Source organism: Thermococcus sp. GR6 (assembly GCF_012027415.1).
GTDB classification, from domain to species: domain Archaea; phylum Methanobacteriota_B; class Thermococci; order Thermococcales; family Thermococcaceae; genus Thermococcus; species Thermococcus onnurineus.
Genome location: NZ_SNUM01000002.1, coordinates 420,113 through 434,895 on the forward strand (window position 1 = coordinate 420,113; position 14,783 = coordinate 434,895).

The 14,783-nt window shown below is 51.9% G+C and carries 15 protein-coding genes and 1 tRNA gene; 5 read left to right on the forward strand and 11 right to left on the reverse strand.

All coding sequences use genetic code 11. The features are described 5' to 3' along the window. Positions 1–45: 45 nt before the first annotated feature. From E3E32_RS08465 to gcvT, 8 genes are all read right to left on the reverse strand, one after another. Positions 46–2,316, reverse strand: a complete 2,271-nt coding sequence (locus E3E32_RS08465) for an ABC transporter substrate-binding protein (protein WP_167731352.1) — start codon at positions 2,314–2,316, stop codon at positions 46–48. Positions 2,317–2,380: 64 nt separating this feature from the next. Continuing rightward, complete coding sequence (locus tag E3E32_RS08470) at positions 2,381–3,643, reverse strand: NAD(P)/FAD-dependent oxidoreductase (RefSeq protein WP_167731353.1); 1,263 nt, start codon at positions 3,641–3,643, stop codon at positions 2,381–2,383. Between the two features lie 90 nt (positions 3,644–3,733). After that, entirely contained in the window at positions 3,734–5,695 is a 1,962-nt protein-coding gene (gor, locus tag E3E32_RS08475; protein WP_167731354.1) for a glyceraldehyde-3-phosphate:ferredoxin oxidoreductase, read from the reverse strand. A gap of 156 nt (positions 5,696–5,851) precedes the next feature. Next, a complete protein-coding gene (gene fbp, locus E3E32_RS08480) occupies positions 5,852–6,979 on the reverse strand; it encodes a fructose-1,6-bisphosphate aldolase/phosphatase (RefSeq protein WP_167731355.1) in 1,128 nt (375 codons plus the stop codon). A gap of 107 nt (positions 6,980–7,086) precedes the next feature. After that, positions 7,087–7,323, reverse strand: coding sequence for a hypothetical protein (locus tag E3E32_RS08485; RefSeq protein ID WP_167731608.1), 237 nt, complete (start codon positions 7,321–7,323; stop codon positions 7,087–7,089). Between the two features lie 209 nt (positions 7,324–7,532). Continuing rightward, positions 7,533–7,672: transfer RNA gene (locus E3E32_RS08490), tRNA-Trp, on the reverse strand. Positions 7,673–7,714: 42 nt separating this feature from the next. Next, entirely contained in the window at positions 7,715–8,542 is an 828-nt protein-coding gene (locus E3E32_RS08495) for a DMT family transporter (protein ID WP_167731356.1), read from the reverse strand. Between the two features lie 32 nt (positions 8,543–8,574). After that, positions 8,575–9,771 carry a glycine cleavage system aminomethyltransferase GcvT gene (gene gcvT, locus E3E32_RS08500; RefSeq protein WP_167731609.1) on the reverse strand — a complete coding sequence of 399 codons (1,197 nt, stop codon included), beginning with the start codon at positions 9,769–9,771 and terminating at the stop codon, positions 8,575–8,577. Between the two features lie 102 nt (positions 9,772–9,873). Here gcvT and E3E32_RS08505 point away from each other — a divergent pair, with 102 nt between their 5' ends. Beyond that, positions 9,874–10,710, forward strand: a complete 837-nt coding sequence (locus tag E3E32_RS08505) for a universal stress protein (RefSeq protein ID WP_167731357.1) — start codon at positions 9,874–9,876, stop codon at positions 10,708–10,710. A 93-nt stretch (positions 10,711–10,803) separates the two neighbouring features. Here E3E32_RS08505 and E3E32_RS08510 read toward each other — a convergent pair whose 3' ends face one another. Next, on the reverse strand, positions 10,804–11,412 hold the full coding sequence (locus E3E32_RS08510; protein WP_167731358.1) for a DUF99 family protein: 609 nt from the start codon (positions 11,410–11,412) through the stop codon (positions 10,804–10,806). After that, positions 11,385–11,699: a divalent-cation tolerance protein CutA gene (cutA, locus tag E3E32_RS08515; protein ID WP_012572453.1), complete on the reverse strand. Its 315-nt coding sequence runs from the start codon at positions 11,697–11,699 to the stop codon at positions 11,385–11,387. The genes E3E32_RS08510 and cutA overlap by 28 nt, the downstream gene beginning before the upstream one ends. Positions 11,700–11,772: 73 nt before the next feature. Here cutA and E3E32_RS08520 point away from each other — a divergent pair, with 73 nt between their 5' ends. Then, positions 11,773–12,048: an acylphosphatase gene (locus tag E3E32_RS08520; RefSeq protein ID WP_167731359.1), complete on the forward strand. Its 276-nt coding sequence runs from the start codon at positions 11,773–11,775 to the stop codon at positions 12,046–12,048. On the opposite strand, the gene E3E32_RS08525 is transcribed toward E3E32_RS08520, so the two are convergent. After that, positions 12,038–12,631, reverse strand: coding sequence for a regulator of amino acid metabolism, contains ACT domain protein (locus tag E3E32_RS08525; protein ID WP_167731360.1), 594 nt, complete (start codon positions 12,629–12,631; stop codon positions 12,038–12,040). The two genes, E3E32_RS08520 and E3E32_RS08525, sit on opposite strands and share 11 nt — an antisense overlap. A gap of 141 nt (positions 12,632–12,772) precedes the next feature. Between E3E32_RS08525 and E3E32_RS08530 the strand changes: the two genes are divergently transcribed. From E3E32_RS08530 to tfe, 3 genes are all read left to right on the forward strand, one after another. Next, positions 12,773–13,666, forward strand: coding sequence for an ADP-dependent ribose-1-phosphate kinase (locus E3E32_RS08530; protein WP_167731361.1), 894 nt, complete (start codon positions 12,773–12,775; stop codon positions 13,664–13,666). A gap of 112 nt (positions 13,667–13,778) precedes the next feature. Further along, positions 13,779–14,063 (forward strand): hypothetical protein, encoded by a 285-nt coding sequence (locus E3E32_RS08535; RefSeq protein WP_012572449.1) that lies wholly within the window; start codon positions 13,779–13,781, stop codon positions 14,061–14,063. Between the two features lie 142 nt (positions 14,064–14,205). Beyond that, on the forward strand, positions 14,206–14,742 hold the full coding sequence (gene tfe / locus E3E32_RS08540) for a transcription factor E (protein ID WP_167731362.1): 537 nt from the start codon (positions 14,206–14,208) through the stop codon (positions 14,740–14,742). Positions 14,743–14,783 lie beyond the last annotated feature (41 nt).

Here is a 14,783-nt window from a genome sequence, read left to right on the forward strand (position 1 = left end):
CACCCCCCAGATGCCTATCTACGCTTAGGAGAATAAAAACGTTCGTTAGGAGCCAGTCCTGTTCACTGGAAAAAGGTTCGGGAAAAGGTGGGAGAACTTGGCAAAGGTAAAGTCCTCATCTTCCCGCTCCCTCGGGACAAAGCCATTGATTTCTGCGAGGTAGTTCAGGAACTCTGAGAGGGTGATGTTGGTGGTTAGGTTGAGGAAGTGCCGGGGCTCAAATATAGGCTTCGAAGTCCAGTGAGGGGTGGTTCCCCAGAAACGGATTATGTAGCCGTGCCAGAACGTTTCTTTCTTGTAGATTTCATAGTAGGCCTTGTAGATGTCCCAGAACTCCCTTTTCACCCTGAACCCTAGTTTTTCAAGGACTTTACTGATGTATTGACTTATCCACATGCTCTCGTCCATTGGGTTGTAGCGTGGGGTGTTGTCCACCAAGAGTATTATCTCCATGGGTTCTCCGTCGAAGTACCACGCTCCGTTTATCTTCTCCAGTGTGTGATTCTGCTTTTCCAGTTCTAGCTTTGCTTTTTCCATGCCCTCCTCGAAGAGCTCCAGCCCATAGCTCCAGTTTCCCGCTTCACTCAGGTTGAAGAGCTCGTAAACTCCACTCACGTTTTTCTCGCCGGGGTGAACCGGCCCGAGGTTGTCGAAGGCAGGGACCGACCAGGGGATCTCCTCGGCAAGATAGCTCCTGTTGACGAGGTAGTTGAGTGCAAGGCGAACATCTCTCACTGCGAAGGGGTTGAAGTAGACTTTATCGCCCTCCACCACGAGGGGAGCGTTTCCGTTGTGAGCTGGATTGAGAACGAGCCCGTAGCGGTTCTCCGCCTTGGGATAAAGCTTGAGCTGTCCCTTTCCCTCGTACCACTTAAGGTCGCGGTAGTAATCCGCCGGCATGGGGTCCATGAAGAGGTCGAGGTCTCCGTTTAGGATGTCTTGGAGAACCGTCCGGGGGTTCTGCATTCCATAGCAGACCATAACCTTAGGGGTGCCTTCAGCCGGCAGGAGTTTTCCGAGCACTTCCCTCTCGCCCTCGAACTTTTCCAGGCGATATATCATATTCGGGGCGTCGAGTTCCGTGAACACGTAGGGGCCGTTGCCTATGAGCATGTGGCCATAGCGGCGGTAGAACTCGAGGTCCGCCCCAAGCCTCCCATAAGCTGAGTTCCAGTCTATTCCGGGAAACTTGGGGGCTTTCCCTTCGAGGATATCCTCAATGACGCTTGAGAGGTCTTTCAGAGTTTTCTCGTCGGCAAGGTCTATCGGCATGTCCCACTCCGGGTAGAAGTGGTGTTCTTCCTTAGGTATGAGGGTGTAGTTGATGTTCCATATCCCATAGTGGTACTCGTTCGCGGCGAGCTCACCCATCGCCCAGTACATCTCCCACGGCATGGTCGGATAGAACAGATACTTCTCCGCCAGCAGGTCGCTGACGAGTGGGTCTCTGCTCTTGAGGTAAACCGTGTAGCCTTTCTCGTCGAACCTGAAGCCGAGGACGTTGGGGAAGACTGTCTCGTCGGTCGCGATTTTCTCCTCGTAGTACCGGTCGCCTGGAAAGTCTCGGTAGGCCCAGGCGTAGAGAAAGGCAATGAAGTTCTTGGTGTCGTTTATGCTTCCTTTGACTCCGTTGTGCCACTCCCCAAAGCCGCAGCGGTAGGTTATCGCCACCTCGTAGCGTTCGCCCGGGTGGGGGCTTATCCATCCGAGGGTCTGGTTGTAGATCACTGCGTCTTCCGGAACCTCCCCGGCGGTCTCATCGATGGTCCAGTTGCACCTGTAGGGCACGTAGGTGCCGTTGAAGAGGTAGGCTCCTTGGTCAAAGACCCTGCTCAGGAAGTGCCATCGGTCGAAGTTGAACCCGTAAACCGGGTTGAGGGGCGGGTAGATACCGCATGTGCCGACGGAAAACGCAACGTCTAGTTTTCCATCAGTTGTCTTGGCGGTCATCGGCGCCCATCTCTTGTCGAGGCCGAGGAACGGGTCGTACATAACTTCCTTAATGTCCTTACTGGCGATGTAGTACTCCTTGATCTCAATTAGGGCTATTCTCGTGCTCTCGTAGATGCCCATCCCAGCGAGAAACTTCATCAGGTCCCGGTACTGAACATCGCTGGTGATGTTGTTCGAGGCGAACTCCGAGAGCTTATCACTGGTGAAGTTGAGGAGCTCACCGAGGGAGCTTGAGTTCGTATAGTACTCCGTGCCAAGGACGTTGAGAGCGAAATTTTGGGCATCGTTGGCCGGTGGACTAGTTCCCGTTGACCACATAGATGAGATGAGCATGAGGATCAAAAGGGCGGAGAGTTTCTCCATGGTTCACCACGTTTCATAGTACGAATGAATTGTAAAAAAGCGTTTCGGTAAATGGGTAGGAAATTCAGAGATACCACTCGGAGAAGCTTTCGAGGCCGAGCTTTTCGAGCGTCCTCATGACGCCCAGGGCTATGCCGTCAACTTCTATTCCGCCGGGCATCTTGTAGGCGTCGCCAACGACGTAAACGTTCTCAATCGGAAAGTCCTCGACGAGCTGGCCACTAGCGACCCTGTTCACGGGGTTCCCGCCGAGGTAGGTCTGAACGAGCAGTATCTCGCCCTCCTTGTCAAGGTTCGGAAAGATTCTGTGGATGTCCTCGATGCCCTTCTTCTGCTCGGCCTTGACGTTTCTGCTCTGCAAAGCGTGGTGGAGCATTATCAGGGTGTATCCCTCTTTAGCGAGCTCTGGACTTATCGAGCTCGGCTCGTTGTAGCCGTTTATCCTCTCCGTGTCGAGGGTGAAGACGACAGTGTTTCCAATCCTGGTCTCTCCCTTCAAAGCGACGTTGTACTTTATTCCCTCGCTGGGCTTGAGAGAATCGACCCGCTTGAGGTAGTCTTTATCGAAGTTGTTCCTTCCAATGAGCTCAACCGTCTCCCTTATACCGATGTTGGAAATCAGCACATCGTAGAGGAACTCCTCATTATCGGCTGTGATGACTCTCTTAGCCTCGACATCAACATCCACCGCTTTCTTTCTTGTGAGGATTCTTCCCCCATTCAGCCTGATTATCGATGAGAGTGCCTCTGGAATGGACTTACAGCCGCCCTTGACTAAGCCAGGCCCACCCCATCTCAAAGCGGCCTTTATCTCCTTTGCCAGCTCAATCGCTGGAACGTCCAGAACGCTGTCGGCCCAGCCGAGGAAGCTTTTGATGAAGAGGTCAACGAACTCGTTGTCACCAATCCTCTCGCGTATCCACTCGCGGCCGCTCATCTCGGCTTCTTCTCTATGGAGCAGCTTCCCGCGCTTGATGTCGAGCAGGAGCTTTGTCGCTTTAGCCTTCTCAGTGAGGCTGAGATATTTCCAGCCATCACGGTAGGAGAAGGTTCTCCCCTCGTAGAAGATCATGCCCTTTGGATTGGAGTTCACGATTTGAACATCTGCACCGAGGAGCCTGAGGAGGTAGGCCAAAGGCCCATCCTCGCCGTGGGGTATCATGTGGAACGCTCCAGTTGAGAGACCAAAGCCTTTGTAGTTTAGGTTTGTACATCTTCCCCCGATGTAGGGTGCTTTTTCAAGGACAGTAACTTCGTGACCGTTTTTAGCCAGGAATGATGCGGTTAGCAGTCCGCCGATTCCGGAGCCTATAACCACTGCCCTCATTCTATCTCACCTGAAAAGCTGATATTGGGAGAAAAATATAAGGGTTGTTCTTTGTCGAGAACTTAACAGTTAAAATAACAGGGAAAGTTGTTAGAGCCTCCACTCCACACCAAGCATCTCGCTGTACTCATTGAGCACTTTTTCAAGGTATTCCTTCGCCGTGCCAACCTTATCTATCTTAAACTTTTTCGCCCACTTTTCGTTGCCGAACTCCTCACTGCCAGCAGCGACCAGATCAATGACGCGCATGCTGTCCCAGAATACTGGAATATATCCGGCCTTCTTTGCGAACTCAATGAGGCGCTTTATCTGTTTCTTCGCGTGCTCCTCCATGTCGACGTTCTCTCCGTAGGCGTCCATGAAGAGTGCCTTAAGGACAGGCTTCATCCATCCCCTGTGGAAGCGACACCAGCCAACGTTGTCGTACCAGAACTCCCAGAGTGCGCTCGCTATTATCTTGCTCGCCAGCTCGTCCGGCTCAAGGAAGACGCCGAACTGGTAGAACGTCCAGTACCTTCCCTGAATAGGTAGCGGGATGTAGTTGCCTATGGCCCAGTACATCGTCGGCGTCATCTCACCGTCCTCGCCGAGCGGGACGAACACGCCATAGTCCCTGAAGCTCTCACCGTACTTGAGCCTGTCCTTGAACTTCTCGTCGAGTATCTTGCTTGCCTTTCTCTTGCCGAAGCCAATTATCCTCGCTAGCTCATTTTCGGCAAAGGCAACGCGGTGCGCTAACTCGGCCACGAGCTTAGCATTGACCTCACTCGCCTCGACCGGGCGCTCAAGGAGGGCCTCCTTGGTGAACTCGGGCTTTCCACTGATGCCAACCTCCTCCGGCTTTAGCAGACCGCGGTGAACCAGTTCAAGTACCCACGCTGCTGTCCCGCCGAACTCAATCGCGTCGAAGCCCATGGCATCAACGGCGTGGACGCTTATGTCGCTTGCCCTCAGGCTTATGCTTCCGCTGAGCGGGCCGTTGGCTTCGTAGGGCTCGTATTCGACGTGGTGGCCCCTTCTGTGCTTCTTACAGACCACTGGGCACGGCTCACCACAGGTCGTCCAGTTCTTAGTCTTGATGGCTTCCTCATTAAAGGGCTCCCAGTAGTGCTTCATGATGTTTTCATGGATCCTTATGCGCTCCTCTTTCGGTATGTACGGCATCTGCCAGTTGAGTATCGGGACAAAGTCGCCTTCCGCGGGATAGTTTCCACCGAAGGTTCCACCAGTGTTGAGCTTCGGGTTAAAGCGGTACTTCGTTGTCTTCTCGCTGATAATCTCATTGTATGACTTCTTGTGGACGCCCTCAACGATGGTCTTGGCGATCTTGAAGTTGGAGATGTCTTCTTCTGGGAAGGCCTTCTTCTTTGGCTTTCCTCCGAAGATTATGCCGACCACGTTGTGTGCCCTGAGGAGAACGCTTCCGGAACCACCGCGGGCGGCCCAGTCCTCGCTTCCAACGAGCCTCTTACCGTTCCTCAACGCCTGGGAGAATATCGCGCCGTAGTTGGTGTTCAGGGCCGCCGGGCCAACGACGGCTATTCTGTACTCCATGCCTTGAAACTTCTCGCCGAAAGTGTCAATGAGATACTGAGTGAGGGCATAGACACCCTCTTCGTCCTTGTAGCCGCGCCAGATTTCGACGACCTTCTCAACCTCAATCTCGTGAAGCTCGACTTTGACGTTTTCGCCGTCGTTATAGAGGAGTACCACGACGGGCTTCTCTGCTTTGCCTTCGAAGGTGACGAAGTCAACCCCGACATTCTTGAAGGCGTAGGCCGCTCCACCCATGGCTGAGGGGAAGAGCGTTCCATAGAGCGGTGAGCGGAAGAAGAACATCAGCCTGTGAGCTCCGGGAAGTGTCGAGCCAGCAAAGGGTCCCATTCCCATGATGACAATATTTTCTGGATCATATGGCTTGAGTTCATAAGTTCTAAGGCTCTCGTGGAGCTCGATTCCATAGTCGATGACTCCGTAGATTCCTTCTTTTTCCAGCTCCTCGCTCTCCACTTTATTTTCATTTAGGTTGAGCTTGAGAACCGTGAACTTCATACTCTCACCTCTTTGTATCACTCTGAGTGTTAGTTTTGATATGGGGGATATTTAAGGCTTCCGCCAACCCTATCAAGAAAGTAGGATGTTTAGGGTATAAAAACTGTTCGCTGGGGGTTTTTGTGGTAAATTTAGAAGAGATAATAGAAGAAAAGCTCACTCAATGTCCTCAAAGCGCTCCTCAAGCTTCTTGAGGACTCCCGGAAGGGTAGTATACTCCATATCTTCGAGCGGCAGCCTGTGGGGCTCGAAAGGCCCGTGCCTGCGTATGTACTCGGTTATCTCGAGAGCCTTCTGCCTGGCGTAGTCAAAGGCCGGGTCGTCGAAGAGGTCAACCGGGCCGACGAGCTTTCCTTCTGGGCTTATCTGCCAGCCAAGGGCAACAACCCTTGGTGGACCGTCAAACCTGGTCGGATTGGCCTGATGCATTGGAACTGGCATTATCGGTCCGTTGTGGCTTCCGCGCATCCAGCCGCTGACGAGGTGCGGGAAGGCGAAGGGCTCGAGGACTTCTCCAAGGGCCGGAAGTCCGCTCTGGGCCCTGACAATGGCAACTGGGTCATCCTTGCCGACGTACTCGCCGGCTATCTCGTAGAGCTTCTCCGTGCTGATAACAGCTACCGGTTCGTCCTTGCTTATCTTGTGGCCCTCTTTCGGGTAGACCCTCTTGATGACGTAGCGGCTCTTGGCGCCGATGAGAGCTAAGAGGTCGTAAACTTCCTCTGGAGTGTTAAGGATAACGCGCTTGTGCTCCTTAATGTCCCAGACTTCAAACCTGAAGCCCATGTGCATGCTGGGGTCTATGACGAGGCCAGCGGTGTTGAACGGGTCTGCAAACATCCTGAATATCGGCAGGTTAAACGCACCGGGCTCGGTCTTGTCCATGTGGAATGTAACTATCGGCTCGCTCTTCCTAAGCGTAATCTCCATCTCGGCGACTCCTGGGCCCATTCCTCTGATGTTGCCGCTGAAAGCGTCCTTGAGAAGGTCTTGGCCGGCACCGTAGAGGCCGAGCTCCTTGGCGATCTCGGTAGCCTCCTCGAAAGCCTTCCATGCGAGCCCGTGTATATCTGGGCTGTCGACACCCTTCTTGTGAGTCATGATGAGCTGGAGATCATCACCAGCGTAAGCCACGTAGAAGTCGATTATAGTGCCTTCTTCTTTTGCCTTCGCCAGAACTTCTTCAGCCGTCTCAATAAGCTGAGGATGAACCCTGGAATGTCCAGGCCATCCACCTATGTCGGCCTTTATAACACTGATCGTTATTTTCTCTCCAATAGCCATGGCAATCACCTCGATGGCTTTAATCACTTTTATGCTTATAAAACGTTAATATCACCGTCGATGATACACAAGAACTCGGCAAAAGGGTAATGAAAAAAGAAGAGCTTTCATTCGCAGATGTCGGTCCAGCCAAACTTCTCTTTGGCGACTTTGATGAGGTTTTTGAGCTCCTCCTTCTTGATGTTGACGCTGGAGCTCGCGCCAACGAGGGCTATGATGCCGTGGACTTCCTCCTGGATCTGGATGACATCGTCGTGAACCTTAATGACCCTGAGTTCTCTTCTGGCGGTCTCGTCTTCGCTTATCTTGAACTTGTCTTTTCCGATGAGAATCGGTTCCTCCATAGCCATCACCTTAATTATGTTTTTGTAAGTCAAAGTTAATAAAACTTCCGTTGGTACTGGCCGGCTGTTGGGGTTACTAGCTGCTTCAGAGTATCCTCATCAGTTACTTCTCCGTGCTATGTCTATAAAAAAGGCAAGGGCTCACAAACGCAGGGGTCTATCAAAAGGAACAGTGTGCGTTAGACTCTCGGAAGAAGTTTTTCCAGAAATGGTGGGGGCGCGGGGATTTGAACCCCGGTCCGCGGGTTTCTCCGGGTCAGAGCTCCAAAGGCTCATCCCCAATCAGCAAACCCGCAAGTCCTCATACCTCTGGAGCCCGCGATGATGGACCAGGCTACACCACGCCCCCATCCGGCTTAACCTTAGCTAGGGGAGGTTTATAAGTTTTGTGCTATTCTCTTCCAATAACGATTCCGCAAACTATCATCGCCAGTCCCACAACCGTTGATGGAGCTATGCTCTCGCCCACGACCACCGATATGAAAACTAACGAGAGGAAGGGGACAATATAGGCCAGGTTTGAGGCAAAGGCCATGTCGTTCTCCACGGCTCTGTACCAGAGCAGGAAGGTCAGGCCCATCTCGAAGAGGCCGACGTAAATAGCTCCGGCTAGAGCCTTTGGTTCTGGGAGGGCGAGGCTTCCGGTGAGGAAAGTTGCTGTCGCTACATAGATGAAGCCGAAAAGGAAGTTCCAGAACATCTTCTCAACTGGGGACCTCTCGTCGCGGAGGTTCAGTATCCAGTAAGATGCCCATATCACTGCGCTCCCGAGGCCCAATGCAACACCTACCGGGTCTGTGAAGTTCAGTTCGGCCAGGTTCCCTTTAGTTGCAACGACGAGGATCCCGAGGAAGCCGAGGAACAAGCCAGCTATTGCCCTAGCACTGGGCCTCTTTCCGAGGATGGGGATAGAGAGGACAACCAGCATCAGCGGCCAGGTATAGTTAAGGGCCTGTGCCTCCTGGGCCGACAGGCGATCGTAGGCCGAGAAGAGTACCGTGTAGTAAATAAGTGGATTAATCAGCCCAAGATAGGCCGAACGAAGGTTCTCCCTTCTCGGTGCGAAATCTTTGGCATAGAGAACGCCAAAGACGAACAATGAAGTTAGCGAGGCGTAGAAGACCAGCTGAAGTGGAGTTAGATACCCGAGCGAGAGCTTGAAGGCAGATGCAACCGTTGACCAAAGGAGAACGGCTCCGATTGCGTGCTTTTTAGACATGGGGTAAAGATATGGAAAGGGTAATAAAAACCTCACTCCTCCCTGAAGGCGCCGTACTTCTTGGGGTCATAGAACGGGGGAGCAACGGTTACGGCTTTCCTGGGCTTGCCCCTTATCTCAACCTCTATTTCGACGCCAGGTTTGGCATACTCCGTCTTAACGAAGGCAATGCCTATTCCAATGCCGAGGAGAGGTGAGCTGGTTCCGCTCGTGACCTCGCCGATAAGCTCGCCGTTGGCATAGACCTTGTAGCCCTCCCTTGGGATTCCCTTGTCGATCATCTTGAAGTGGACAAGCTTCCTTGGAATGCCGCGCTCCCTCTGTTTGAGCAGAGCCTCCTTTCCGATGAACTCCTTGTCCCAGAATATGGCGAAGTCAAGGTTTGCCTGGAGTGGGGTAACTTCGTCGATGTCGGTGCTGAGGAGCTGAAGCTCCTTGGTCTCGTTGCCGTACAGTGTGTAGCCAGCCTCAAGCCTGAGGGTGTCACGGGCGCCGAGTCCGGCAGGCTTAATGCCGTACTTCTCGCCGGCTTCGAGTATTGTCTTCCAGACGTGGAGGGCCTTCTCGGGCTCGCCCCTCTTCTCTGGATTGGGGTGGTATGGGTTGGCGTCCTCGAAGTAGACTTCAAAGCCGTTTTCGCCGGTGTAGCCACTCCTTGAGAGGAGCATCTTTATGCCGTCGAGCTCGACTTCCTTGGCCTGGAACCACCAGAGCTCGTTGATGTCGATGTCGAAGAGATCCTTTGCCAGATCCCTTGCCTTCGGTCCCTGAATGGAGAACATTGCCATCTCGTAGGTCTTGTTATCAATCTCAAGGTCGAGCTCCCCGAACTTCTCTATTCCGCGCTTTATCGCGTTGAACCAGGCTTCGAGCTTCTCGAATGCATCGCTGTCACAGACCATCATGTAGGTGTCATTCCCCATATTGAAGACAAGGGTCTCGTCTTTCACAGCTCCGCGCTCGTTAAGGACGAGGGTGTAGGTTCCGCTTATCGCGGGGGGCTTGCTTATGTCATTGGTAGTAACGTACTGGAGGAACTCCAGCGCGTCCTTACCCTTGAAAATGAACTCCCCCATGTGCGAGACATCGAAGATGGCAACGCCGTTTCTGACGGCGAGGTGTTCATCCTTTATGCTCGAGTACCAGATAGGCATCTCCCATCCAGCGAATTCCTCAACCTTCTTGGCATTTTCCTTATGCCAGTCAAAGATGTGGACTCTCTTGGCCATGAGTATCACCGCTCAAAATTCGCTCTGAGCGTTATAATCCTTTCCAATCCAGGAGCAACTGTAATAAACATTGATGAACAATATGATACTAAGGTGATCCAAATGTTTGAGAAGATTCTGTACCCAACTGATTTTTCCGACGTTTCGCTCCACGCTCTGCGGAACTGTATTCCCAAGCTGCTCCCTTTGGGAGTCAGGGAGCTCCACCTCATTCATGTCGTTGACATAACTGTCGCCGAGTTTGAGGCCTTCGAGCTGGAAGACATTTACCGCGAAAAGCTGGATGGGCTCGCTAGAGAGCTGGAGACGAAAGGAGTAAAGGTAAATCCAATTGTGAGGATAGGTATTCCCTCGATAGAGATCGCGGAAGTGGCCGAGGAGAACGATATTGATCTAGTAGTTATTCCGAGCATGGGCGAGAATATCTGGAGAACAATGTTCGTTGGCAGCACTGCATCGAACCTCGCCAGAGCCACCAAAAGACCAGTTCTCCTCCTTAAGTACCTGAAGAGCGACGATAAATTCGAGCTGTCCGTCGACTGTGCCGAAATCTTTAAGCGTCCCCTCGTCTCGCTGGACTTCTCCAAGTGCTCAATAAGGATAATAAAGATCGTCAAGGGGTTCGAGGAACTCGTGGATAAAGGTATACTCCTTCACTCCGTTGATTACGGTAAGGTCGAAGAGCTCGAACACAACATAGATGTTGCCAAGAAGAACCTCAAGAAGTCGGCCAAGGGAATAAAGGCGCCGTTTGAACTTGAGGTTCTCGTGGGTCCTGCCTCTCAGGCCATAATAGGAACCTCCCTGGCAAAGGGGGCCACACTTATAGTTATTGGCAAGAAGGGGAGGAGCTTCATAAAGGATCTACTCCTTGGGAGCACGGCGGAGAGGGTTATAAGAGATTCAAAAATCCCGGTGCTCCTGGTTCCGTGTGAATGAGACCTCAGACTGGAACGGCTTCCACATCAAGTTTCGGTAGCTACCCTGTTGCCATCATCGGTCGATTTTTCCTTTTCCTCCCGGCTTATAAACCTACTCCCTTGTACTCTCGCCTCTCATCACGGCACTGGCTATCATGTGGGCCAGTCTAAGGGGCTCTGGAGTGAGCCCGATTTTTGTGGTTACTCTGACCACCTCAGTAGCCCTTTCGTAGTCAAGGCCGACCGCCTGGAGGTAGAGCCTTTCGGGGATTAGTTCCACCAGAGGTGGCGCTTTTCTTAGTAGGGTTATCCTCTCCTCAGCATCAGAAAAGTGCTTCCTCAGGGCTTTCTCCATGGCTCTCAAGTCTGGCTTCTTCCTGACGACGACTATCACTGGAAGTCCCGTCTCCCGGTGGAGCATCTCCAAATCCACAACGTTAAAGCCCGCGTAGGTTATCCCTTTGAGCATGATGATTCTCAAATCCCTGAAGCGTGAGCTCTTAACGGCGTCTATCATTGCGTTCGTCGCATCTAGCCCATCGACGGTTATCCAGCGCGAGAGAACGCCGACTACCTCCTGGGAGCCCTTCATGACGACGCCGATTAGAATCGTCTTTTCCCTCTCTAGTTTTGAAGAAAAGGAGAAGGTTCCGTCGTCAAAACCTACAACCCTAATCTGGGGCTTCACCTTCCTTATTGCCCCAGAACTTCCTCGAGCCATTTCGCGTACTCCCCGTTCACCTTGTCGACGTCTATCCTCGCTATTAGCGGCACGGTGTAGGGGTGAAGTTCCTTTATCGTCTCCCGCAGCTCTTTCCACTTGCTCACATCCGTCTTGAGGAGCGCGCCGACTTCATTATCTTCTTCGATTTTTCCCTCCCACCAGTAAAATGCCTTGTGCTCCCTAAGATTGGCGCAGGCGATGAGCTTCTTCTCGAGTAAAGTTTTAACAGTCTTTTCGGCGCTCTCCCAATCCGGAAATGTTGTGTAAACGAGTATCATTTCCATTATCTCACCTCCTAGTGAACTTTCGACGGATAAGCTTAAATCGGTTGTGGGGTTAGTATCGTTGGGATGTGGTATGGAGCGGGTGCGGGCACACCTTAAAATCTACGGCCGCGTTCAAGGAGTTGGTTTTAGATGGAGCATGCAGAGGGAAGCGAGAAAGCTGGGCGTGAGTGGTTGGGTTAGGAATCTGCCCGATGGAACCGTGGAGGCTGTAGTGGAGGGCGACCCTGAGAGGGTTGAGGCTCTAATAGGCTGGGCCCACCAAGGACCATCTCTGGCGAGGGTAACCAGAGTGGAGGTAAAATGGGAAGAACCTGAAGGACTGGAAGGCTTCAAGGTCACTGGCTGACCTCGACTCTCTCGAGGAGCACCCTCTTGGGGCAGTACTTGACCTCACAGTAGTTGCAGACGAACTTTTCCTTGTCCTTTTCCGGCGTGTGGAGGATGAGTTTCTTGAAGCCCTCCATTTCCTTGACCTTCATGAAGACCTCTACGGGTAGCGTTCCGTCGATGACTATGTAGAGCTTGCTCGGCTCCTCGCGGAGGTTTCTGCTGAAGACTTCCATTACTGGGACCTTGTTCTCCGCTAGTAACTTTAGAACCTTTGAAAATCCGGTTAAATAAGCGTCCTTCTCCAGCTCTATCTCGAGCACTTCCCAGCCCATCAGCGGAGCGACGTCTATGAGGCTTGGCAGTGGATTGAGCTTTTCGAATATAAGCTTGAGTGGATAGGTCTTTTCGATGTACTCTATTGTGTGATAGACTATCTTCCTGTTGACGCCAATGATTCTTGCCAGCTCGCTTATTGGCACCTCAACGTCTCTGAGGTATATCTTCCCGTTCTTTACGCTGAGGCCGTTCTCGAAAAGGAACTCCGCAACCTTCCTTCTGGCAGGATAGTTCTTGAAATAGGCCTCGAGTATGAGCATCATTTTTGTCCACCTCTTACTCACATGTGGGTAGGAATGGATATTTAAATCTTTCCCTACATGAGGACTATGGATTTTCTTTCTTAGAGCACCGCAAGGTTATTAACGGGGGCACCCATATCCTACTTTTCAGAGGTGAGTGTGATGGACGATGGGTTCGACGTGATAGGAATCGGCAACCTTAACTACGATATCATAATGCTCGTCGAGCGTTTTCCGGAGTTTCATGAGAAGGTAAGTGCTGAGAAGGCCTTTTTCGGTCTGGGCGGAGCAGCAGCCAACACGATCTCCTGGCTGGCCCACTTTGGGCTGAAAACGGGCTTTCTCGGTGCCATTGGGAGGGACGAGATAGGTGAGGCGCACCTTTCTTACTTCAGACGGATAGGCGTCGACACGGGTGGTATACGAGTCGTCGATGCTCCATCGGGGATAGCAGTCGCCATGATACACGGAGAGGACAAGAGGATAGTGAAGTACCCCGGCGCCAACCTCATGAAGGAGGTCGATTTTGACTACCTTGCTAGGACAAGGCACATCCATCTCTCTTCAAATCCCCCCGAAGTCATAGTTAAGGTAGTTAATTTCGCACATGAGAGGGACATAACCGTTTCTCTGGACATAGGGGAAGCACATCTTCCTGGGGAAATCGAGGAGAAGGTTGATTACCTCCTAATGAACGAAGACGAGTTCAGGAGGAAGTTCGGTGAGCTCGACCTCTCCAAAGCTCGAGCGAAAAACGTTATCGTAACTCTCAACGGAGGAGGTGCATTGATTAGGAATGAAAACGGAGAGATCTGCGAAGTCAAGGGGCTGAGCGCAGAGGTCGTCGATTCTACCGGTGCAGGTGATTCCTTCGACGCTGGGTTGATATACGGCGTTCTCAATGGATGGAAGCTGAAGGATGCTGCCAAACTGGGGATGTTGCTTGCTTACCTAACTGTTCAGAAAGTTGGTGCAAGAACGGCCATAATTCCTCTGGAAAAGGTCGTCAAGGTTGCTGAGGAACTTGGCCTTGAACTGCCATTTCGAGTCCAGTGAATCCTCCGAGTCTGGGCCTTAGCCCCTGACCTAAGTTTTTTAGAAACCCTTAAAAGATTGAACCCCAAATGGTTAAGAGAGCAGTGAACCCCGATTTCGGAGGTGACTCAGTTTGGAAATCGTAGTGGACAACTTTAAACCAAAGATTACCCGGCCATTCAAGAGGAAGAACGAGTATTGGGTTAAACTCATCGACCAGAGCGGAGAATATATCATGAAGTTTAAAAGTCCGCTGGAAGCTGAGGACGCAATATACGGCATGCTCGATGATCTCCAGGTTTACGGTGGTAAAGTCAGGCTCAAACTCAGGGAAGGCAACGTCATCGAGGACATTGAGGTAATAGAGCTTTACAAGCCCTCCGCTAAGGAGCTGCTTGATGAGTACTTTACCGATTGATTCTTACCCAACGTTCTTTTCTGTTCATCGGCGTTGGAAATATGACAAAAACCTATATATACTCCAGGCCATATAGTCTATTATTGGACAAACATTGGGGATTAAACCCAGGGTGGTCAAATATTCTCTGGAGGTCGTTATTGTGACAAGGAGAAAGAACAAGGAGCTCCTGGAACTCGCTATGGACATGGGTGGAGAGGAAGCTGTTGAGGTAATTAAGGCTCTCGAGAAGAAAAAGGAATCCACGGATGAGGAGCTCGCGGAAATGACTGGCATCCGGGTCAACACCGTCAGGAAAGTTCTCTACATGCTCTACGACCAGGGTTTGGCAGAGTTCAAGCGCATAAGGGACAAGGAGACCGGCTGGTATTACTACTACTGGCGTCTCGAAACCAAGAGACTTCCGGAGATAATCCGCTCCAAAAAGATGGCCGAGCTTAAGAGGCTCAAAGAGATGCTTGAGGAAGAGACGAGCGAGATCTACTACCACTGTGGCACTCCAGGCCATCCGAAGCTCACCTTCGATGAGGCCATGGAGTACGAGTTCCAGTGTCCGATATGTGGCAACATGCTCATGCAGTACGATAACACCGTCGTCGTCGAGGATCTTAAGAGGCGCATAGAGGAGCTCGAGATCGAGCTCGGCCTCAGGAAGAAACCGAGGAAGTCGAAGAAGTAGGTTTGAATGGTTTGGTTTGATGAACTTCGGGGATGGTGAGA